This window comes from Herbaspirillum rubrisubalbicans (assembly GCF_003719195.1).
Classification (GTDB): Bacteria; Pseudomonadota; Gammaproteobacteria; order Burkholderiales; family Burkholderiaceae_D; genus Herbaspirillum; species Herbaspirillum rubrisubalbicans.
Genome location: NZ_CP024996.1, coordinates 3272970 through 3294711 on the forward strand (window position 1 = coordinate 3272970; position 21742 = coordinate 3294711).

The 21742-nt window shown below is 66.4% G+C and carries 18 protein-coding genes; all 18 read right to left on the reverse strand.

What is annotated here, in order from left to right; all coding sequences use genetic code 11:
• Nucleotides 1-27: 27 nt before the first annotated feature.
• The 18 genes from RC54_RS14625 to RC54_RS14710 are packed head-to-tail and all read right to left on the reverse strand — an operon-like array spanning nt 28 to nt 21723.
• Nucleotides 28-1497: a cobyric acid synthase gene (locus tag RC54_RS14625; RefSeq protein WP_058895837.1), complete on the reverse strand. Its 1470-nt coding sequence runs from the start codon at nt 1495-1497 to the stop codon at nt 28-30.
• Nucleotides 1490-2500, reverse strand: coding sequence for a threonine-phosphate decarboxylase CobD (cobD, locus tag RC54_RS14630; RefSeq protein ID WP_061789541.1), 1011 nt, complete (start codon nt 2498-2500; stop codon nt 1490-1492). Before cobD ends, RC54_RS14625 begins: the two co-directional genes overlap by 8 nt.
• Nucleotides 2493-3440 (reverse strand): adenosylcobinamide-phosphate synthase CbiB, encoded by a 948-nt coding sequence (cbiB, locus tag RC54_RS14635; RefSeq protein ID WP_061789540.1) that lies wholly within the window; start codon nt 3438-3440, stop codon nt 2493-2495. Before cbiB ends, cobD begins: the two co-directional genes overlap by 8 nt.
• Entirely contained in the window at nt 3434-4045 is a 612-nt protein-coding gene (gene cobU / locus RC54_RS14640; RefSeq protein ID WP_061789539.1) for a bifunctional adenosylcobinamide kinase/adenosylcobinamide-phosphate guanylyltransferase, read from the reverse strand. Before cobU ends, cbiB begins: the two co-directional genes overlap by 7 nt.
• Nucleotides 4042-4713 carry a 5,6-dimethylbenzimidazole synthase gene (bluB, locus tag RC54_RS14645; protein WP_061789538.1) on the reverse strand — a complete coding sequence of 224 codons (672 nt, stop codon included), beginning with the start codon at nt 4711-4713 and terminating at the stop codon, nt 4042-4044. The genes cobU and bluB overlap by 4 nt, the downstream gene beginning before the upstream one ends.
• On the reverse strand, nt 4710-6044 hold the full coding sequence (locus RC54_RS14650) for a cobyrinic acid a,c-diamide synthase CobB (protein WP_061789537.1): 1335 nt from the start codon (nt 6042-6044) through the stop codon (nt 4710-4712). Before RC54_RS14650 ends, bluB begins: the two co-directional genes overlap by 4 nt.
• The gene (gene cobO / locus RC54_RS14655) at nt 6044-6646 is read right to left on the reverse strand and encodes a cob(I)yrinic acid a,c-diamide adenosyltransferase (RefSeq protein WP_017450330.1); all 603 of its coding nucleotides are present in this window, start codon (nt 6644-6646) and stop codon (nt 6044-6046) included. The genes RC54_RS14650 and cobO overlap by 1 nt, the downstream gene beginning before the upstream one ends.
• Nucleotides 6647-6674: 28 nt before the next feature.
• Nucleotides 6675-7829, reverse strand: coding sequence for a CobW family GTP-binding protein (locus RC54_RS14660; protein WP_058895842.1), 1155 nt, complete (start codon nt 7827-7829; stop codon nt 6675-6677).
• Nucleotides 7830-7831: 2 nt separating this feature from the next.
• The gene (gene cobJ / locus RC54_RS14665; protein ID WP_061789536.1) at nt 7832-9391 is read right to left on the reverse strand and encodes a precorrin-3B C(17)-methyltransferase; all 1560 of its coding nucleotides are present in this window, start codon (nt 9389-9391) and stop codon (nt 7832-7834) included.
• A 23-nt stretch (nt 9392-9414) separates the two neighbouring features.
• A complete protein-coding gene (locus tag RC54_RS14670; protein WP_061789535.1) occupies nt 9415-10218 on the reverse strand; it encodes a cobalamin biosynthesis protein in 804 nt (267 codons plus the stop codon).
• Nucleotides 10215-10991 (reverse strand): precorrin-4 C(11)-methyltransferase, encoded by a 777-nt coding sequence (gene cobM / locus RC54_RS14675; RefSeq protein ID WP_058895845.1) that lies wholly within the window; start codon nt 10989-10991, stop codon nt 10215-10217. Before cobM ends, RC54_RS14670 begins: the two co-directional genes overlap by 4 nt.
• A complete protein-coding gene (gene cobI, locus RC54_RS14680) occupies nt 10988-11746 on the reverse strand; it encodes a precorrin-2 C(20)-methyltransferase (protein WP_061789534.1) in 759 nt (252 codons plus the stop codon). Before cobI ends, cobM begins: the two co-directional genes overlap by 4 nt.
• Nucleotides 11743-12933: a cobalt-precorrin-5B (C(1))-methyltransferase CbiD gene (gene cbiD, locus RC54_RS14685; protein ID WP_061789533.1), complete on the reverse strand. Its 1191-nt coding sequence runs from the start codon at nt 12931-12933 to the stop codon at nt 11743-11745. Before cbiD ends, cobI begins: the two co-directional genes overlap by 4 nt.
• Nucleotides 12933-14510, reverse strand: a complete 1578-nt coding sequence (locus RC54_RS14690) for a precorrin-8X methylmutase (protein ID WP_061789532.1) — start codon at nt 14508-14510, stop codon at nt 12933-12935. Before RC54_RS14690 ends, cbiD begins: the two co-directional genes overlap by 1 nt.
• Complete coding sequence (locus tag RC54_RS14695) at nt 14507-15244, reverse strand: cobalt-precorrin-7 (C(5))-methyltransferase (RefSeq protein ID WP_244216492.1); 738 nt, start codon at nt 15242-15244, stop codon at nt 14507-14509. The genes RC54_RS14690 and RC54_RS14695 overlap by 4 nt, the downstream gene beginning before the upstream one ends.
• Nucleotides 15241-17241, reverse strand: a complete 2001-nt coding sequence (locus tag RC54_RS14700) for a putative cobaltochelatase (protein ID WP_061789531.1) — start codon at nt 17239-17241, stop codon at nt 15241-15243. Before RC54_RS14700 ends, RC54_RS14695 begins: the two co-directional genes overlap by 4 nt.
• Entirely contained in the window at nt 17238-21416 is a 4179-nt protein-coding gene (locus RC54_RS14705; RefSeq protein ID WP_061789530.1) for a cobaltochelatase subunit CobN, read from the reverse strand. Before RC54_RS14705 ends, RC54_RS14700 begins: the two co-directional genes overlap by 4 nt.
• Nucleotides 21382-21723, reverse strand: a complete 342-nt coding sequence (locus RC54_RS14710) for a (2Fe-2S) ferredoxin domain-containing protein (RefSeq protein WP_026051898.1) — start codon at nt 21721-21723, stop codon at nt 21382-21384. The genes RC54_RS14705 and RC54_RS14710 overlap by 35 nt, the downstream gene beginning before the upstream one ends.
• Nucleotides 21724-21742: the final 19 nt, after the last annotated feature.

Sequence of the window (21742 nt, forward strand, 5' to 3'; positions counted from 1 at the left end):
CGGGATTTTCGTTGGTGCCACCGCGCATCAGGTCCGACCAAAGCGCGTGGGCAGGCCCTGCAGCGCCTCATACAAAGGCCGGCAGGATTGCGCCAGACGCTCCAGACTGGCTTCGCGCAACGTATCCAGATCCACCGCCTCCACGCCTGCCAGCCCCGCCCAGGCCAGCAGTGCGGCAACAGCCTGCGGCGTGTCGAACATGCCATGCAGGTAGCTGCCCAGAATCTGCCCATCGGCCGATTGCCCCCCCTCGCCACGCCCCTCGATGACGAAGGCCGGCCGCTGCAGCGCCGCGCCGGATGACACGCCCATATGAATCTCGTAGCCACGCACCGGCGCGGCCGTGTCGCCGAAGGCGCAATGGCCGCTGACCTGCAAGAGCCGTTTTTCGCGGGTGAGCGCGGTACGCATGGACAGCAGGCCCAGACCGGGACTGCTGCCGGGCACGCCTTCCACGCCATGCGGATCATCCACGCTCTCGCCCAGCATCTGGAAACCGCCGCAGATGCCGATCAGCTTGCCGCCATAGCGCAGATGGCGGTCGATGGCAGCGTCCCAACCGTGCTCCCGCAACCAGCTCAGGTCGCCACGCGTGTTCTTGCTACCGGGCAGGATGATGAGGTCGGCCGGCGGCACCGGCTGGCCCGGCCCGATGAAGCGCAGATCCACTCCGGGATGAGCGCGTAGCGCGTCGAAGTCGGTATGGTTACTGATGCGCGGAAAGACCGGCACCACGATGCGGAAATCACCCTTGACCTCCTGCGTAACCGCCACCGCATCCTCGGCATCCAGGTGCAGGCCATGCAGGTAAGGCAGCACCGCCAGTACCGGCTTGCCGGTGCGCTGCTCCAGCCAGTCCAGGCCCGGTTGCAGCAGGCTGATGTCGCCGCGAAAGCGATTGATGACGAAGCCGATCACACGTTCGCGCTCGCTCTCGGACAGACAGTCGAGGGTGCCGGTCAGGTGTGCGAAGACACCACCGCGGTCGATGTCGGCCACGATGATGACGGGACAATCGACCGCTTCGGCAAAGCCCATGTTGGCGATGTCGCGTGCGCGCAGGTTGATCTCGGCCGGACTGCCCGCCCCTTCCACGATCACGCAGGCATATTGCGCGCGCAGCCGTGCATAGGATTGCAGCACGGCTTGCATGGCTTCGGTCTTGTAGCGATGGTAGTCGCGAGCGTTCATATCGGCGCGCACCTTGCCATGCACGATGACCTGGGCGCCGGTATCGCTGGAGGGTTTCAATAACACCGGGTTCATATCGGTGTGCGGCGCGATGCCAGCGGCCTGGGCCTGCAAGGCCTGGGCGCGGCCGATCTCGCCGCCGTCACTGGTGACCGCACTGTTCAAGGCCATGTTCTGCGGCTTGAAGGGCGCCACGGCAATGCCATCGTTCTTCAACAGCCGGCACAGGGCCGCCGCCAGCGTGCTCTTGCCGGCGTCCGAGGTGGTGCCCTGGATCATCAGGGTATGGAAAGGAAAATCAGCCATGCGGGCTCCATGCCATCAATGCTTCCTGCAAGCGGCTCCAGCCGGCTTCATCCGGGGGCAGCCCGAGGCGGATGCCGCCCGCCCCTTGGCGGAACAGGCGCACCCAGATACCAGCGCGCGCCATGGCATCGTGAAAGGCCGCGGCACGTGGCTCCGGCCACCACTGGAACAGGGCCGTACCGCTGGCGGCAATGCCCTGCTGCGCCAGCAGTTCATGCAGGCGTTCACCCTCGCTCAACAAGCGTTGCCGGGTCTGTTGCTGCCAAGCGAAGTCGCGCAAGGCCGTGCTGCCGATCTGCTGGGCCGGGCCAGTGATGGTCCACGGTCCCAGCCAGTCGGCCAGCGCAGCCAGGAGCGCAGGCGCGGCGCCGACAAAACCCAGTCGCAAGCCGGCCAGGCCAAAGAACTTGCCGACCGAACGCAAGACGATCAGACCCGGCTGTTCGCTGTAGGGCGCCACGCTGTAGCCCTGCAGGGTGTCGCCGAAGGCTTCATCGACCACCAGCCAGCCACCGCGCTCGGCCAGCAGCGCGGCCCAGCGCAACAGGTGTTCGGGAGCCACCAGCGCGCCGGTGGGATTGTTGGGATTGCACAGCACCAGCACTTCGCAGCCGGGTGTGCTGACGGCGTCTTCCAGGTCGGCGTAGCTGACTTCGCGCACCTGGTGACCAGCACGCCGCCAGCAATGCGCGTGCTCGGCATAGATGGGCGCGGCCACCACCACCTGGGCCGGGCGGCCATCTTGGCGCAGGCGCACTTGGGGTAGCGCCTGGATGGCCGCCTGGGTACCGGCCACGGCCAGCATATGCGGCGCGAGGTAGTAGTCGCAGGCCGCATGTTGCAGGGCGTGCGAGGTTTCGGGCAGGCGATGCCAGGCCTCGGCCGAAGGTGCTGGCGCCGGGTAAGGCCGGGGGTTGACGCCGGTCGACAGGTCCAGCCACTGGCTGCGCGCACGGCCATAATGACGGGCTGCGTCGTCGAGGTTGCCGCCGTGTTCAAGCATGGCTGCCTCCCAGGCACAGCACGGCCACGGCACCGACCACCGCCAGCCACAGGGCCGCGTTCATGGCCACCAGGCGCCAGGCGCGCAGGATGTCCGACCCTTGCGGCGGCTGGCCCAGGCCCAAGGGCGGACGCTGCTCCAGTTCGCCGTCATAGATGGCCGGGCCGCCCAGGGCCAGCCCCAGGGCACCGGCACCGGCGGCCATCACCGGGCCGGCATTGGGGCTGCTCCAGGCCGGGGCCTGTTGCTGCCAGCAGCGCATGGCCAGTTGGCGCTGTCCCAGCCAGGCATAGGACAAGGCGGTCAGGCGCGCCGGTATCCAGTTCAGCACATCGTCGATGCGCGCCGCTGCCCAGCCGAACTGCAAGAAGCGCTCTGTGCGGTAACCCCACATCGCATCGAGCGTATTGGCCAGCCGGAACAGCAAGGCACCGGGGCCACCGGCCACCAGGAACCAGAACAGCGTGCCGAAGACCGCATCGTTACCGTTTTCCAGCAGCGATTCGACCCCGGCCTTGGCCAGTTCCTGTTCGTTGGATTGGCGCGTGTCACGGCTGACGATGTAAGAGGTCAGACGACGCGCCTGTTCCAGCTCGCCAGTAGCCAGGGCCTGGGCGATGGGCAGCGTATGTTCGCGCAGGCTGCGCAAGCCTATACAGAAATACAGCAGCGTCGCATGGAGCAGCGCCGATAACCACCACGGCAGCCATGACAGCAGCCAGATCGTGAGCAGTACTGCGGGCAGCACCGCCAGGCTCCACGCCAGCACCCCACGCAGACGCAGCCCCGGTCGCGCATTGAGCAGCGCTTCGATACGCTGGGCCAGGTGGCCGAAACCGACCAGCGGATGCCAGCGCCGCGCCTCGCCCAACAGGAGGTCCAGCGCCATGCCCAGCGCCATCAGCACGGCCAGCCAGGGCCAGGAGAGGCCGCTCAACATGGGCTGCCCTTGAGGGTGAGCGGCAGGCCCGCCGCCACCCATTGCACCCGCTCGCAGAGGGCGGCCACGGCCTGGTTCAGGCGCCCTGCCTCATCGACGAACCAGCGCGAGATGGCGCCCTGCGGCACGATGCCCATGCCCACTTCGTTGGACACCAGAATCACCGTACCCGCGGCCTCCTGCAAGGCGCGCAAGAAGGACACACGCTGCAGGGTGAAGGCGGGCGGTGCCTCGATAGGACCGACCTCGGGAAATTCGAGGCCATCGGCAAAAAGCAGATTGGCCAGCCACACGGTGAGGCAATCGACCAGCACGACATTATCGGGGCGGCTATGGGCGCGCAGCGCATCGCCCAGAGCCAGCGCTTCTTCGACCTTACGCCACTGACCACCGAGGGCGATGCGACGTTGCTGGTGATGGGCGATACGCGCCTGCATCTCGGTGTCGCTGCGGCTGGCGTGGGCACTGGCGGTGGCGATATAGACGATCTCGCTGGCGCCGGCCTGCAAGGCGGCCAGTGCCAGTTGCTCGGCATGGGCGCTCTTGCCGCTGCGAGCGCCGCCGAAAACCAGGCTGCGGCATGATGCGAGAGTGGAGGCGGTCATGCCGGCGTTTCTCCTTGCGCCGGCCAACGGTCCTGGAAGACCAGGTCTTGCAGGCGCTGGCGCTGCGCCCATTGCTGCTGCTCCAGCATGGGTTTGTCATAGAAGGCAGGCACGTGGCCCAGGCACAGCACCGCTACCGGTTCTGCCCCGCTTGGCAGATGCAGCAAGTGCGACAGCGCCTGCGGCTCGAACAGCGATACCCAGCCCATGCCCAAGCCCTCGGCACGCGCCGCCAGCCACATGTTCTGCAAGGCGCAGGCCAGCGAGGCCAGGTCCATCTGTGGCAGCGTGCGACGACCGAAGACGTGCGCTTCGCGGCGATCCATCAAGGCCGCCACCAGCAGCTCGCCACACTCCAGGATGCCCTCCACCTTCAGGCGCATGAATTCATCCTCGCGCTGGCCCAGAGCCTGGGCGGTGGCGATGCGTTCCTGTTCGACCAGGGCGTGGATCTGCTGGCGCAAAGCGCGGCTGGCGATGCGGATGAAGCGCCAGGGTTGCATGAAGCCCACGCTGGGGCCGTCATGCGCGGCCTGCAAGAGCCGCTCCAGCAGGGCTGGATCGACCGGATCGGGCAGGAAGTGACGCATGTCGCGGCGCTCGCGGATGACGCGATAGAGGGCCTCGATCTGTTCCTGCGGATAACGATGACAAGCCGGCTGGCTCATGCGCTGGCGCCTCCGAAGAGGGCCGCCACCGTGCGCGGAGCCGAGCGGAAATAGGCGTGCAGGTAGCTGGCCGTGACCTGGCCGCGGCGATACACCACCTCGCCTTCGGAAGAATCGAACAGGCGCTCGCCGCGTGCCATGAACTGCGCGCCCACCACCGCGCGCGAATAGTGGAAGGTGTGGCAGCGCAGGTGTTCGCCCACCGCGCCCGGCAGGTTCAGTTGCAGGGTCTGGTAACCCAGCCCCTGCAGGCGCGGCTGCACGGAGGCCTGGCCGGGCAGCACGCCGCACATCTGACCACTGGCACCGTCCATGCCGATGATGGTGTCGAGCAGGAACAACATGCCGCCACACTCGGCATAGAGCGCCTTGCCGGCAGCGACATGGGCGCGCAGGCTGGACTGCGTGACCTGCGCAGCCTGCAGCCTAGCCAGGTGCAGTTCGGGATAGCCGCCCGGCAGCCATACGGCGTCGCACTCGGGCAGGGGCGCGTCGGCCAGTGGCGAGAAGAAGACCAGGCGCGCGCCCATCAGCTGCAACAGCTCGAGGTTGGAGGTGTAGATGAAGGAAAACGCCACATCACGGGCCACCGCGATGGTCTTGCCCTCCAGCAGGCGCGGAAAGACGCGCTCGGCGGGTGGAGCTCCAAAATCGACCGGCGCCGGCAGCTCGGCCAGTGAAGTGGCTGACATGCGCTCGGCCACAGCATCCAGGCGCGCCTCCAGATCGGCCACCTCGGGCGCGGCCACCAGGCCTAGGTGGCGCTCCGGCAAGGCGAACTGCATGTCGCGCTGCAGACCGGTCAGCAACGGCATCGCCGGGCGCGCATTGCGCAAGCCTTGGCGCAGCATCTGCGCATGGCGTGGGCTGGCCACGCCATTGGCCAGCACGCCGGCAAACTTCAGTTCGGGGCGATAGGCCAGCAGGCCCTGCGCCAGCGCGCCGATGGTCTGGCCCATGCCGCGTGCATTGATCACCGCCACCACTGGAATGCCCAGCAACTGCGCCAGGTCGGCGCTACTGGGTTCGCCATCGTAGAGGCCCATGACGCCCTCCACCAGCAGCACTTCGGACTCGGCCGCCGCCAGCGCCACCTGGCGCCGGCAATGGTCTTCGCCCGCCAGCCACAGGTCGAGGTTGACCACCGGCTGGCCGCTGGCCTGTTCCAGTACCATCGGATCGAGGAAATCGGGGCCGGTCTTGAAGACCCGCACCCGCTTGCCCTGCTGCCGGTACAGGCGCGCCAGGGCGGCGGTGATGGTGGTCTTGCCGTGACCGGAAGCCGGGGCCGAAATGAACAGGGCCGGGCAGCGATAATTGATATCTGACATCAGAACTCCACACCTTTCTGCGCCTTCACGCCTTGCTCCTTGTAGGGATGCTTGAGGGGCCGCATTTCGCTGACCAGGTCGGCTTGTTCGATCAAGGCCTCCGGCGCATGACGGCCGGTCACCACGATGTGCAGCATCTCACGCCGGGCGGCAAAGGTGCGTAACACCTCCTCAAGCTCCAGATACTGGTACTTGAGCACGATATTGAGTTCGTCCAGGATCACCATGTCATAGCTGGGGTCGCCGATCATGCGCACTGCCTCGGCCCAGCCGCGTGCAGCGGTGCGCATGTCGGCGGCGCGGTCCTGGGTATCCCAGGTATAGCCCTCGCCCACCACGTGGAAGTCGCAATTGGCGTGACTGCCCAGGAAGTCGCGCTCGGCGCTATAGAGCGCGCCCTTGATGAACTGCACCACCCCCAGCTTCATGCCATGGCCGAGGATGCGCATCCCCATGCCGAAGGCAGCGCTGGACTTGCCCTTGCCGGTACCGGTGTTGACGATCAGCAAGCCCTTTTCCAGTTGGGCTGCGGCCTTCTTCTTTTCGAAGCCTTCCTTGTGGCGCTGGGTCATGCGCTTGTGCGATTGGGGATCGGTTTTCACGATGTTCTTTCCTGATGCTGCCAGATAATCATTTCCACTCGGTCGCCGTCAGCGCCGAGAGCAGTTGCACCACACGGGCGCGGCTGGGATGGTAGCCGATAAAGACCAGTTCCGAGCATTGCGTACCGAACTTGCCCGCCTGGGCCTCGGCCACCACCACCCGCGCACGCACGGCTTGCAGCAGTTGCGCCCGCTCGCTGCCCGTGACAATGAAACCCTTGGTGCGCAGAATGGGCTGGTCCAGCGCGGCCGCCGCCACGGCGCGGCGCAAGGTGTCGCCATCCTGGCGCTGCTCGCTGCGCAGGGTGAAGGATTGCCAGCCCGGATCCTGTTCGTGGAAGTGCTTGTGGGTGGACAGCCCGTGGCTGTGCGCCCCCAGCCCGGAATGAGCGTGACCATTGAAGCGCCACTGGTCGGCGGCCACCGTGGCGCGCTCGCCGGGCATGGCCACCGGCGTGTAGTGATGATGCACGGTCGCGCCCGCCTGGTGCAGCCGCAGGCCCAGGGCCAGGCGGATGTCCAGCCGGGCGTCGTAGGCCAGTTCCAGGAAGCGCACATTGGGTGCCAGCGCGCGCACGGTATGTTCGGCCTGCAACAGCGGCGCTTCTTCCATGCCATCGATCTTGTTCAAGACCACCACGTCGGCGCATTCCAGTTGCTGGCGGAATAGCTGGGCGGTGGCATCGGCGGCGGCATTGCCACTGGCGAAGGCGTCTTCCAGCAACAGCGGGGTATCGACCACGGCCAGGGTGGCATCGAGCACGAAATGCGGGGCCAGTTCGGGCGATTGCAGCACTTCCATCACCGCGCTGGGCAAGGCCAAGCCGGAAGTTTCGATCAGTACATGATCGATCTGCGCCCGCCGCGCCGCCAGGGCCAGCATGGCCGGGACGAAATGTTCATCATCACCATAGGCGATCAAGCCATGGGCGAAATCCTGGATCTGCACCTGGCCCTGGGCATCGCCCTCGGCGCGCAGCAGCTCGCCATCGATGGCGACTTCGCCGAACTCATTGATCAACAAGGCCAGCCGGCGCGATTGGCGACGCTGCACCAGGCCGCGCAGCAGGGTGGTCTTGCCCGCACCGAGGAAACCGGTGACTACGGTGACCGGGATCGGAGGCAATGCGGGAGGCAATACCGAAGGCAAAGCGGACGCCAGGTCCGGGTTGAGAAGCGCCATGCTCAGGCTCCGCTCAGCGCCGCCAGTTGCGCATGAACATCCGCGAAGTCATGCGCCACTCGCGGATAATCCAGCGGTGGACGACGCACCGTCAGCAACGGGATGCCCAGCGCGCGGGCCGCCTCAAGCTTGGCCCGATAGCCGCCGGCCTCCCCCGAATCCTTGGTGACCACGCAATCGATACCCCAGTCGCGCCACAAGGCTTCATTGAACCCTTGCGAGAACGGTCCCTGCATGGCGCACAGGTGAGCGCGCGGCAAGCCCAGCTCCAGCGCGCGGCCGATGAAATCGGGGTCGGCGGTGACGCGGGCGAACCACTGGCGCGCCGGCGCGCCGGGGGCGTGCAGGAAGCTGGCCAGATCCTTGGAGCCGGTGGCCAGGAAAATGCGGCGCCCCATGGCGATAGCCTTGCCGGCGGCCTCTTGCATGTCGGCGCAACTGTGGGGATCGTCCGCGGCCAGCTCGCCCGGACGTTCGTAGCGCAGGTAGGCAATGCCCAGTTCCTGCGAGAGCCTCATCAACTGCTGCGACATCTGCACCGCAAACGGATGGGTGGCATCCACCAGCACCCAGGCCTGGCTGTCGCGCAACGCCTGGCGGCGCGCTTCCACGCCTTGACGGCCGGACCAGACCACGGCGCCCGGACAATCATCGCGCGCCAGTTCACCACCATAATCGGTGGCGGTGGACACCACCACGCGCCTGCCCTGCCCGGCCAGCTCGGCGGCCAGGGCATTGCCGTCACTGGTGCCGGCGAACACCCATACCGCCTGCTGCGGCAACTGCGCCACGGCCGGCGCCTGCGCCTCCTCGCTCCAGTCGTTGTAACCACGGGGCGTGAAGATCCAGTCGCGCTTGCGCTGGGTGAAGCGGTTGCCGATGACAATCGAAGTCAGCATGTCGAACTGCAAGCCCGGCAATTCATCCAGCCTATGGATGGCGACCTGCTGGCCGGGACGATAGGCATTGCGCACCACGCCGCACAGGGTATGAGGAGCCTTGTGCTGCAGCATCAGTTGCAGGATGCGATAGACACCCTCCTGACGTCCGGCGCTTTGCACGTTGTAGAGCACGCAGGCCAGGTCGGCCTGGGCGATGTGGCTGGCGCGCTGCTCGATCCACGACCACGGGCACAGCAGATTGGACAGCGACAGCGTGGCGAAGTCATGCGACAGCGGCGAGCCCAGCAGCGAGGCGCAGGCATTGGCCGAGGTCACGCCGGGGATGATGTTGACATCAAAGGTATCGTCCTCGCGCATATCGTCGAAGGCCAGCGCGGCCATGGCATAGATGCCGATGTCGCCGCTGGAGATGAGCGCCACGCGGCGCCCGGCGCGGGCCTGTTCGATGGCCAGCAAGGCGCGCTCGCGCTCTTGCGTCAGCGGCGGGGTGTGGATTTCCTTGCCCTCGATATGGGCAGCGATCCAGCGCAGATACAACTCGTAGGCGACGATGACCTCGCTCTCGCGCAAGGCCTCGATGGCGCGCGGGATGATCATCTCTTCGAAACCGGGGCCCACCGAGACCAGGTTCAATACGCCTTTTTTCTTGACTGCTTGCATCGGGTTTCCTGCAAATAAATGATTTACGGATTTTCTACAGCACTGCGCCAGCCCTGGGCATCGTCCACAATGGCCACGGTCACGCCGTCCAGTGCGGTCTTGCCCAGCAACAGCCGGCCACGCGGGCTGGCGATCAGCGCTGCCGGCTCGCACACGCCCTCCACGCCCACGTTCTGGCGCACCCAGTCCGAGGGCTTGCCGACCCAGGCGCGCTGGGCGATCTGCTCACGCGAGATCACTCGCACAGGCAAGCCGTGGGTAGCGCAGAAGGCCAGCAGACCGGGCTCCTCGGCCTTGATGTCGATGGTGGCCACTTCGCGCACCTGGGTCAGCGCAGCACCGGGACATTGTTCCAGCGCCTGCGTCACGGCGCGGCCGATCTGCTCGGCCGAGGCCAGCTTGCGGCAGCCTATGCCCAGCACCAGCGGCTTGAGCGCTTCGGTGGCAGTGGTCACCACCGGCTGCGCACCGGTCAGTTGGGCCACCCGATAGGCCAGATGATTGGCGCCCCCCTCGTGGCCGGCCAGCAAGGCAATGGCAAAGCGCGCCGCTTCATCAAGCACCACCAGCGCCGGGTCACTGTGCTTGTCCTGCGGCAGGCCATCGAGGAAGCGCACGGCGATGCCGGTGGCGCCGATCATGATCCACTGCCGATGACGCCGGTAGGCCAGCGCAAACTGCTGGCGCTGCGACAGGCTGCCTTCGGCATTGAGCCAGGGTTGGTAGAGTTCACCGCCCAGACAGTCCTGCAAGTGCATGGCCAGCGCCGCCGCCTCGGCGCGCACCGGCCACAGGCCCAGGTCTGCCGGGGCGACGGGCGGGTTCATGCGGCGTCCTTGTTCTTCTTCACCACCCGGAACAGGTGCGTGAAGTCCTTGGAATAGAGACTGGATTCGACCACCTGCTCCTTGTTCAAGGCCGCACCGACCAGCATCATGGTGGTGAGATTCCACTCACCACGCTTGTTCTCTTCCAGCACCTTGTCGAGCTGCCCCTGATAGACGCGCTGCTCGGGCCAGGTAGCGCGATAGACCAGCGTGACGGGCGTCTCGGGCGGATAGTGCAGCAGCAGGTCGGTGACGATCTTCTTCAAATGCGGGCCGGAGAGGAAGATGCACATGGTGGCGCGGTGCGCGGCCAGCGAGGCAATCGATTCCGATTCGGGCACGGCCGAAGCACGGCCCGACACACGGGTCAGGATCACGCTCTGCGAGACTTCCGGCTTGGTCAGTTCGGCCGACACGGCCGCAGCCGCAGCGGTGAAGGACGATACGCCCGGCACCACTTCATAGGCGATACCCAAGGCATCGAGCCGGCGCATCTGCTCGGCGGTGGCGCCATAGATGGCCGGGTCGCCCGAATGCAGGCGCACCACGTCGATGCCCTGCTCGTACGCACGCACATAGCAGGCCTGCTGCTGTTCAAGATCGAGTGCGGCGGTATCGATGATCTCGGCCTCGGCATGGCAGTGTTCCAGCAAGGCGGTGGGCACCAGCGAGCCGGCATACAGCACCATGCGCACCTGCCCCAGCAGACGCGCGCCGCGCAGGGTGATGAGGTCGGCCGCACCGGGACCGGCGCCGACGAAATAGACTTTCATGCGTTTCCTTTCAGATTCTCTTGCGGCGCGCGATGACGCAGCGCCTGCGCGCTCTTGCGGATCAGCAGCACGGCCAGGTAGCCGCTGGCTTGTGCCGCATCCAGCGTGCTCAGGTCGGTGGCCAGCACTTCGCCTTCCAGGCCGATGCGGCGGGCAAAGCCGCAGTGCTGTGCAATGTCCATCTCGCGCAGCAGCGCCAGCACCCAGGGCAGGCGTGCGCCCACCTTCATCAGCACCACGATGTCGTGGTGCTCGATCTCGGCGCGCAGCGTCGCGGCGTCTTCCGGGCAAGGCAGGATCAGCGTGCGCTCCTTGCCCACGCCCAGCGGCCATTCCAGTGCGGCGGCCGCCGCGGCATAGCTGGTGATGCCGGGCAAGGTCAGGCAGTCGCACTCGGGATAGAGGTCGCGCACCGCCGCCAGCACGTAGCCGTAGGTCGAATAGGTCAAGGCATCGCCGATGGTGAGATAGACCACCTGCAAGCCCTGGCGCAATTGCGCCGCCAGTTGCTGGCCGAGTTGGGCGTAATGCTCCTGCAACACCTGGCGGTCCGGGTCCATGTTGAACTCGATCTCGCATAGCCGACTGCGGTCGAACTCCACGCCCTCCAGGCATTGCAGGGCCACCGACAGATCGGCGCCGCGCGCACGCGGGATGTAGATCAGGTCGGCACTGCGCAGCGCAGCGATGGCGGCCAGCGGCAGGTAGCCAGCGGGGCCGGGGCCGACGCCGATGCCGGTCAAACGCCCGCTCATGCGCCGGCTCCCAGTTGCCGACCGTCGAGGTCGAACAAACGCACTTCGATGCGTTCGACTGCCGGTACGCGGGTGTGCGCCAGCGCGGCGATGCGCGCTTCGATCTCGCACCACAAGCGGCGCGACAGTCCGGCATCCTGCTGGCGGACCAGTTCTATGATTGCTTCCACCGTATTGGCTTCCTTCATCTGCTGCAGCAGGGTGGCGTCAAACAGCACGCCCTGCCCTGCCGCGTTCATTTCTTCAGCCACGCGGGCCACGCCCTGCATGGCCATATTGCTCTTGCTGGAGTGCGTATCCCACACCCCATCCAGCACCTTGGCCAGCTTGCCCGGATGGCCGGCCAGCCACAGCAGCGGCAGCGTGCGGCCTTCCTCGGCCAGGGCCTGTTGGGTGAAGTCCAGCGCGTCGCCCAGGAAATTGGCGATCTGCACGCTGCGCTTGTCCGGCAGGCCCAGCTGCTGCGCCACAAAGACGCGACCGATCTTGCCCGGCAAGTAGGCCAGCGCATCGCCCGCTGCGCAGGCGGCCAGGGCCACGCGGATGTAGACCTCGATAGAGGCGATCCAGGAGGCCATCGACATCGGCTCCACGATGCCCGAGGTACCCAGGATGGAGATGCCGCCGACGATGCCCAGCTTGGGATTGAAGGTCTTGGGCGCAATGGCGAGGCCCTCGCGGCAGCCGATGGTCAGATCGAAACCACAGGCCGGCTCACCGGGCTGCAACTCGGCCAGCACTTCGGCCACGGCCGCACGCATCATGGCGCGCGGCACCGGATTGATGGCCGGCTCGCCCACGGCCACGCGCAGTCCCGGCATGGTGGCCGTGCCCACGCCCTCGCCTGCAAAGAAACGGATTTCCCCAGCCGCGTTGCGACGCACCTGGGCAACGATGGTGGCGCCGTGGGTGTTGTCGGGATCATCGCCGCCATCCTTGAGCACTTCGGCCTGGGCTGTATCGGCATCGATCAGCGCGACCGTCTTGATGGGCAGGCTCAGGTAATGCAGGCCATCCGGCAGGCTGACTTCGGTGTGCTGCACCGTCATGCCGCCCAGCAGACGATAGAGCGCCGCACGCACCGCCGCCGTAGCGCAACTGCCGGTGCTGCGTCCACGGCGCAGGCCATTGGGGGCGAGCACGGCGAGGTCATACTCGGCCCGTTGCAGCTCGCTGGCGGCCTGCATCACTGCACGCCTTCGACGGAGGTTTCCTGCGCCACCATCCAGGCGATGGCGTCGATCATCAAGGCATTGACCACGCTGGCCGCCCAGGGCGATCCGCCGCGCGTGCCGCTGTTGGTAATGCGCGGCACTTGCAGGCAGCGACGCAGTTCGTCCTTGCTCTCGCGGGTACCGACAAAACCCACCGGCAAGCCGATCACCAGTTGCGGCCGCCAGCCGTGTTCACGGATCAAGCGCACCGCTTCGGTGATGGCAGTAGGCGCATCGCCGATGGCCAGCACCAAGTCGTTGCCAAACTTTTGCCAGGCGCGGCGGATGCCGGCGGCCGAGCGCGTCACGCCCAGGTTCTGCGCCATCAGGTGCGATTCGGGGTCGTGTACGCCGCACCATGTCTCTACGCCTAGTTGTTCCAGCACCGCGCGCTTGAGACCGGTCTGCACCATGGTCACATCCGTTACTACTCGCTTGGTGCGCAGCAGCGCCTTCATGCCAGCCTGTACAGCGCCAGCGGAAAAATAGATTTCATCGGCCACGGCGAAGTCGCCACTGGTATGGACCAGACGCTGCAAGACGGTCAGTTGCTCGGGCGGGAAGCCGCTCCAGTCGCGCCCGGCCTGGATGATCTCCATGCTCTCGGCTTCGATCGGATGCGGCACATAAGGTGCGGTACGTGCGGGTAGCGACGCGGCCTGCTCGCGCGCCGACAAGTCGCGCACCGGCAGATGATGGGCGCGTTGCGGCTCGCCCACCTGCTGCTCGAAACCGACGATCTGCACCCGGTACTTGCACAGCGTGCAGTTCATGGCCGCGCGGCCTTCGGCCGCTTCGCACGCGCGTTCCAGCATGACGTCGGCCACATGCGCGTGCACCCCCAGATAGGAGGCCTTGAGCACTTCCACGCCCGGTTCGCGCTGCGCCAGTTCGTCGGCGGCGGCATAGATGCGCTTGACCAGCACGCCATCGAACAGGAAGAACGGCAGCACCACCAGCCGCTGCCAGCCTTCGCCGGCGGCCTGTGACAGCCCCTCGCGCACCAGCGGCGTAGCGGTACCGGAAAAGCATACCTTGACGCCGCCAAAGCCCATGCCCTCCTGCACCATGCGCGCCAGCTTGGCAATCTCGCCATTGGCGTCGGGATCGGTGGTGCCACGACCGACCAGTACCAGGCAACTGTCCTGGCGATGGATGATCTCCTCGGAGCCGGCCTCGGCCTCCACCACGCGCTGCTGCACCAGTTGCAGCAGCAGCGGGTGCAGATCCATCGGCGCGCCGAAGTGGAAATCGACCTGCGGATAATCACGCGCCAGGGCCAGCAGTTCGGCCGGCAGGTCGTTCTTGGCGTGGCGTGCCCCCAGCAGCACACCGGGCACCACGGCCACCTCACTGGCGCCATCTTCGATGCAGGCCACGGCCGCCTGGGCGATGGTGGGAGCGGCAAATTCCAGGTAGCCATGGCGCACGATGCGCTCGCCCGCACGCTCGCGCACCAGTTCCACCAGCGCCTCGAATTGGCGCAGGGAATCGGGGTCGCGGCTGCCGTGGCCGGCGATCACCACGGCTGACTTGCGCGCACTGCTCATGCCGGCACTCCACTGGCCGTCTGTGGCGGCGGTTCGATCTGGCTGGCCATGGGCGTCAAGGTGCGGATGAGCATGATGCTCATGTCGCTGAATTCGATGCCGGCGCAGTCGGCCAGCTTGCCGTGCCATTCGGCGTCGCCGCGGGTCAGGTTTTCCCAGACCTCGGTGGGGTGGTCGGGACTGACGCCCTGTTGCAGCAAATAGCTGGCGATATGGCGCGGCATGAAGGAACGTGCCGCATCCCACGGACAGGGGATGACGATGGCATTGCGACCATCGTTCAATACGTTCACCAAATGGCGCTTGAAGGGCTCCAGATCGCCGCGCCGGTGGAAGGTGATGAAGGTAGTTTCATCAAAGCACACACGCGCCTTGGAAGCCAGGATCTGGGCCGAAGAAATGCCCGGCAGGGTTTCCACGCGGTGGCCGCAGGCGCGCTCCACGCGCTCCAGGTACTGGAAGCCGCTGAAGTGGATATCGCCCATGAAGACCACCACGCAGCGCTTGCCGGCATGATGCAGGGCCGCCACTTCATCGAGCTTGGCGACCTGGTCACGGTAGCCCATCAACACCACTTGTGCGGTCGGCGGGATCAGTTCCTGGACCACGTCCACCACGGCATTGAAACCGGCCACCACGTCGGCATTGCGGATGAGCTCGGCGCCGCGCATGGTGAGATAGGAATGGTCGCCGGGGCCGGCACCGATACAGATGATCACGTTCTTTCCTTTCAGCGCGCGCCCAGTTGCGCACGCACGGTCAACGCCAGGGCGTCGCCGGTCAATTGTTCCAGGGTCAGGCAAGGCGCACCCAGCGCCTCGGCCAGTTGGGCCGCACGGCCCAGGCGCAAGTAACCTGATTCGGTATCCAGCACCAGCGCCGGCACGCCTTGCGCGGCCAGCGCGTGGGCTGCGGCCAGCGTCTGCGCCCAGGCATCGCCACTGCTGCCGGGCAGGGCCACATTGGCCTTGCCGTCCGAGAGAATCACCAGCAGCGGCGGCGCTTCCTGGCGCGACTGTTGCAGCAGTTGCGCGGCCAATTGCAGCGCGTGCGGCAAGGGCGTGCGGCCACCGGTGGGCAGTTCGCGCAAGCCCTGCTCGGCCAGGTCGGCACTGCGGGTGGGCGCCAGCAGCAACTGCGCCTGCTCGCCACGAAAAGCGATCACGGCCAGTTGGTCACGCCGCTGGTAAGCATCGGTCAGCAGCGCCATTACCGCGCCCTTGACGGCTTCCATGCGCCGTTGCGCAGCCATGGAGCCGGACGCATCGACCACGAAGACGATCAGGTTGGCGCCACGACCGTTGCGCACCTGGCGATGCAGGTCTTCACGCTGCACGCTCAGGCGTTCGCCGGCCGCACCGGGGTCTTCTGCCAGTGCAGCACGCACGGCGGCGCTGCGCAGTGTAGCACCGACGGCCAGACGCTCTGGATTGGGGTCGGGCACGGCGCGCAGGGCGCTGCCCCGGCTGGCGTCGGCGATGGTGCTGCGACGGCCACTGGGAAGATGGGCCGCGGTCGCGGGCGTGGCAACCACGCTGATCTTGCGCGCGCTACCGCTGGCGGCGACGGCAAAGGTCTGCTGGCCGCCCTCGCCTTCCTGGTCTGGTGGTGGCTCCGGTGGTTGATCCGGCGATTGATCCTGCTGTTGCGGTGGCTGCTGCTCATCGCCCTTCTGCTCATCGCCCTGCTGCGCTTGGGCAGGCGGCTGGGGCTGGCGTGCCTGGTCCACCAGTTCATCGAGCTGATCCTGGTCCATGCCGGTCTGCTCGAAGGGCTTGCGGCGACGGCGATGCGGCAATACCAACATGGCCGCCGCGCGCACGTCATCGGGCGTGACGCGCTGGCGCGCGGCCAGGGCGGCGATGGCGCGGGCGGTCTTGTGCATGACGATGTCGGCGCGCAGGCTGGCCACCTCGAACTCGCAGCAGAGATGGCTGATCAGTTCCAGCATGGCATCGTCCAGCGCGACCTCAGGCAGCAGGCGCTGGGCTTGGGCGACCTCGGTGCGCAAGGCGTCCTGTTGCGCTTGCCAGCGGTCGGCAAAGGCGGCGGGATCGGCCTCGAAGGCGATGCGTCGGCGTACCACCTCGGCGCGCACGGTCTTGTCGGTGGGCGCAGTCACTTCGACCATCAGGCCGAAGCGGTCCAGCAGTTGCGGGCGCAGGTCCCCCTCTTCCAGGTTCATGGTGCCGATCAGCGTGAAGCGGGCCGGATGGCTCACCGACAGCCCTTCGCGCTGCACCGAATTGACACCCATGGCGGCCACATCCAACAGCACATCCACCAGGTGATCGGCCAGCAGGTTGACTTCATCGATGTAGAGAATGCCGCGATGGGCAGCGGCCAGCAGGCCCGGCTGGAACGCACGCTGGCCGCCTTGCAGGGCCTGTTGCAGATCGAGCGAACCCAACACGCGGTCTTCAGTGGCGCCCAAGGGCAAGGTCACGAAGGGTACGCTGGCCTGGTGCTGTACCGGTACAGTTTCCGCATTGCAGACTGAACAGGCCGCAGCTGGCTGGCCCGGCGCGCAATGGAAGGCGCAGCCTTGGTTGAGCGCAATCGATGGCAGTACCTGGGTCAGGCCACGGGCAGCAGTACTCTTGGCCGTGCCCTTGTCGCCGCGCACCAGCACGCCGCCGATGCCGGGATCGACCGCGCACAGCAGCAGCGCCTGCTTCAGCAGGGGCTGGCCGACGATGGCCGCAAAGGGATAGGCATTCACGGCCGTCATTGCATGTCCTTGGTATGTTCACTGCCGCGCACGGTCTCGCCGCGAGCTTCCAGCAGGGCTTCACTGTGCAGGTAAAGTGTGCGTAACTGTTGGATGGTCTGTGCCGGTGGTGTTTGCCACATGCCGCGACTGGCGGCTTCCAGCAGGCGTTCGGCGATGGCGTTCTGGGCCCAGGGATTGGCTTGTTCCAGGAAGGCGCGCATCTCCGGGTCGAAACCGTAGGTCTCGGCCAGTTGCTGGTACATCCAGTCCTCCAGCACCTGCGCCGTGGCGTCGTAACCGAACAGGTAATCGACGGTGGCCGTCAGTTCCAGGCCGCCCTTGTAGCCGTGGCGGCGGATGCTGGCCAGCCACTTGGGATTGACCACGCGGGCGCGGAAGACGCGCAGAGTTTCTTCCTTGAGGTCGCGCACGGCGGCGCGCTGCGGGTCGTGGCTGTCGCCGAAATAATGGCGCGGCTGCTGGCCGGACAAGGCGCGGATGGTGGCGATCATGCCGCCGTGGTATTGCAGGTAGTCGTCGCTGTCGAAGATGTCGTGCTCGCGGTTGTCTTGATTGTGCAAGGCGACCTGGACGCCCGAGAGGCGCTGGCGGAACGCCTCGCGCTGGTCCGCGCCCTGCACCTTGCGGCCATAGGCATAGCCGCCCCAGTTGATGTAGGCCTCGGCGAAGTCGGCCTGGTCCTGCCAGTTCTTTTCCTGGATCAGGGGCAGGATGCCGGCGCCATAGCTGCCGGGCTTGGCGCCGAAGACGCGATAGGCGGCCTGGGCGGCTGCCTCGGCCTGGCCCATGCCGCTCGTCACCGCCGCTTGCAGGTCGCGCAGGTAATGCTTGCGCACGAAGTTCATGTGCTCCGGTTCATCGGCGGCGATGGCCAATTGCACGGCATCGTCGATCAGTTCGATCAACTGCGGGAAGGCATCGCGGAAGAAGCCGCTGGTGCGAGTGGTGACGTCGATGCGCGGACGCTGCAACTGCGCCAGCGGCACCAGTTCGACCCCGGCCACCTGGCGGTTACCCTCGCGCCAGATCGGGCGCGCACCCATCAGCGCCAGGATCTGCGCCACATCGTCGCCATGGGTACGCATGGCGCTGGTACCCCAGATGCTGATGGCCACGCTCTCGGGATAGTCGCCGCTCTCGCGGTGATGCCGTTGCAGCACTTCCAGCGCCAGTTGCTGGCCCACGCGCCAGGCCGATTGCGAAGGCACGCTGCGCGGATCGACCGAATAGAAATTGCGACCGGTAGGCAGGATATGGGCCATGCCACGCGTGGGCGAACCGCTGGGGCCGGCCGGGATGTAGCCGCCGCGCAGGCCATGCAGGAGATTGCTGATTTCTTCCTCGGTGCGCAGCAAGCGCGGCACCAGTTGTTCGCAGGTGAAAACCAGCACGCGACGCAAGGCGCGAGTGTCGCTAGCCTTGGTCTGGATCTGCGCAGCGGTGCGCTTGACGGGTGCAGCAGCGGGTGCAGCAGCGGGCGCGGCGGCGGGACGCGACAGGCTGCGCATGGCCCCCAGCACACTGCCCGGCCCCTTGGCCAGGGCCGGTTGCAGGCGTGGCTGCTGCTCTGCCGGGGTGTTTTGCAATGAGCCCAGCACGCTCTGAAGCACGTCGTCGATGGCGGTCACGGCAAAGCCATGCTGTTGCAGTGCCTGCATCAGGGCCAGGCACAGTGCATCGATGGCTTCCAGCGCATCGGCGCGGGTGACGATGGCACGACCGGCAACACGAGCCAGGGTATCGTCGATATTGAGGCGACGGCCCTTGTGTTCCAGCAGCATGTCCAGCGACAGGCCGAAGAGCTTGGCCAGTTCTTCCTGCAAGCCCGGCAGGTCCTGGTTGGGCAGGCGAGTCAAGGCCACCAGCATGTCGGGCATCTGCTGCGAATCGGGCGTGCGGCCCAGGATGTGCAGGCCGTCGCGGATCTGGGCCGCGCCCAGTTCACACAGATAGCCGTCCAGATCCTCGATCAGGTGAGCCACGCCGGCACCGTCCAGTTCGGTCAGGGCGTGCGGCAGCTGGTCTGCGTCATGCGCATGGTCGTGATGCGCATGATCATGCGCGCCGTGGTCATGATGGTGGTGATGACCATGATGGTGATGCCCGTGGTCATGATCATGGTCATGATCGTGATGCAGCAGCTTGAACTGCAGATCAGTATCCAAATTGGTCTGTCGCACCAGTTCCCAGATCTGCTGTTGCAGCAGCGGCAGCTTGGACGGGTCCAGCACCTCGACCTGGTAGTACTCATCCACCAGTTGCGTCAACTGCGCCAATGCACCGTAGCTGTCGGCGGTGGTCATCGGCGGCGTCAGGTGGTCTACCACCACGGCATGGGCGCGACGCTTGGCCTGCGAGCCCTCGCCGGGGTCGTTGATGATGAAGGGATAGAACAGCGGGACGTCGCCCAGCAGGGCATCCGGGAAGCATTCTTCAGATAATCCCACGCCCTTGCCGGGCAGCCATTCCAGAGTGCCGTGTTTGCCGACATGGACGATGGCATCCGCGCCCCATTCTTCATCCAGCCAGCGATACAGGGCGTAGTAGTGATGGGTCGGCGGCAGGTCGGGCTGGTGGTAGATGGCGTCCGGGTCCATGCCATAGCCGCGCGGCGGTTGCAGCACCACGAAGGCATTGCCCAGGTCGAGACCGGCGATGACCAGATGCTGATCATGTACGTAGGCTTGCCCTGGGGCGGCGCCCCACTGCCGTTGCATCCGCGCCTGCAAGGCGGGCGGCAAGGCAGCGAACCATTGCGCATAGCGCTGTGCCGGGATGCGCGCGGCGGCGCGGCGCAACTGGTCTTCGGTGAGCAGGATATCGTCGTAGGAGCAGCGGTCCACCAGTTCGTGGATCAGTGCCGTGCCGCTGGCGGGCAGTTCGTCAATGGCATAACCCTCTGCGGCCAGGGCGCGCAGCACGGCCATCAGGGACTCGGGCGCATCCAGGCCTACGGCATTGCCGATCTGCGCGGCCTTGCTGTTGGAATTGGTGAAGATGAAGGCGATACGTTTTTGCGCATTGGGCGTGCGGCGCAAACGCACCAGTCGCTGCGTCAGACCGGCGATGCGGCGCACGCGGTCGGCCAGAGGCTGGTAATGCACGGCGCCGGTTGGCGTACTCTGCTTGAAGGACAGCGGCACGCCAATGATGCGTCCATCGAACTCGGGCAGGACCACGTTCATGGCGGCGTCCAGCGGATTCATGCCGCGCGTGGAATGTTGCCACTGTGCCTGGCTCATGCCGCTGGTGATGGCTTGCAGCACCGGGATGTCCAGTTGTTCCAGCACCGAGACCGACCAGCCAGCGGGGGTGACGCCGCCTGCGGTGATCTCGCCCATGGCAAAGGAGGTGGTATTGAGGATGAGATCGACCTGCCCGGTGGCGAAATACGCCAGCGCCGGCGGCAAGGCCTGGGCACCGGCAGCCGAGACGCGCAACGAGGAAGTAAACACCGGCAGTACGTCCATGCCACGCGCTTCCAGCGCCGCCACCAGCGCATCAATGAAGCCGGTATTGCCCGACAGCCAGTGCGCCCGATAGAAGATGATGCCCACCGCCGGCTTGCCGCTGGGTGCCTGTGCGCGCAGGGCGAGCCAGTCGGCGACGCCGGCGCCCTGCTCCAGGTCGGGATGGTAGAGGCCGTGTTCCGGCAAGGCTTGCGCCGGTTCATAGCCATAACCACTCAAGAGCAGGCGGTCCGACAGGCAGCGCAGCAACTGCGCCAGATTGACGCTGCCACCGCCGTTGAAATAGGCCAGCGCCTGTTGCTGCACGTCGGCCGGGGCGGTGGAAGCGGCCGCCAGTTCGGCATCGGGCTCGCCGGTGCCGGACAGCACAATCAGTTGCCGTCCTTGGGCGCGCGCCAGGCGCAGCAGTTCGGGGAAACCGGATACTGCGCCCAGGCGCCCCAGGATGCGCAGCACGATCACCTGTGCACCGGCCAGTTCGGTGCGCAGCAGGGCCGCCAGCGTGTGCAGCGGCTGGCCGTCTTCATCAGTGTGGGCTTGCAGTCCTTGCAGGTCGTAGCCGGCCACGGGCGGGAAATCGACCGGCAACTGGCCGCGTGCTGCCGCCAGCATGGCCAGGTCGGTGGGCGCGTGCGTGAGCAGCACAATACGAGCCAGGGCCAGGGCGTCAGACATCGCTGGCCTCCGTCTCAGGGTGGACATCGCCGCTACCGAGGCGGTGGAAGATCAGGTCCGTGACTTCGCGCCCGCCTTCCAGATGCTCCACCACCACGCGTTCGATGGCGCTGGCATCTTCGCAGCGATACCACACGCCCTCGGGATAGACCACCACCACCGGAGCCTGCGCCTTGCAGGCCACCATGCAATGAGTGCGGGTACGCTTGACGCGCAGCTCAGGACGGGCATCGATCTGTTCGCCCAGCACGCCGAACATGGCTTCGGCCAGCACCCCATTGTCGGTGCAGCGCGGGCCCACGCACATCAGTACGTGGCGGTGATGAGTTCTCATGACTTCTCTTTCAAAGGCG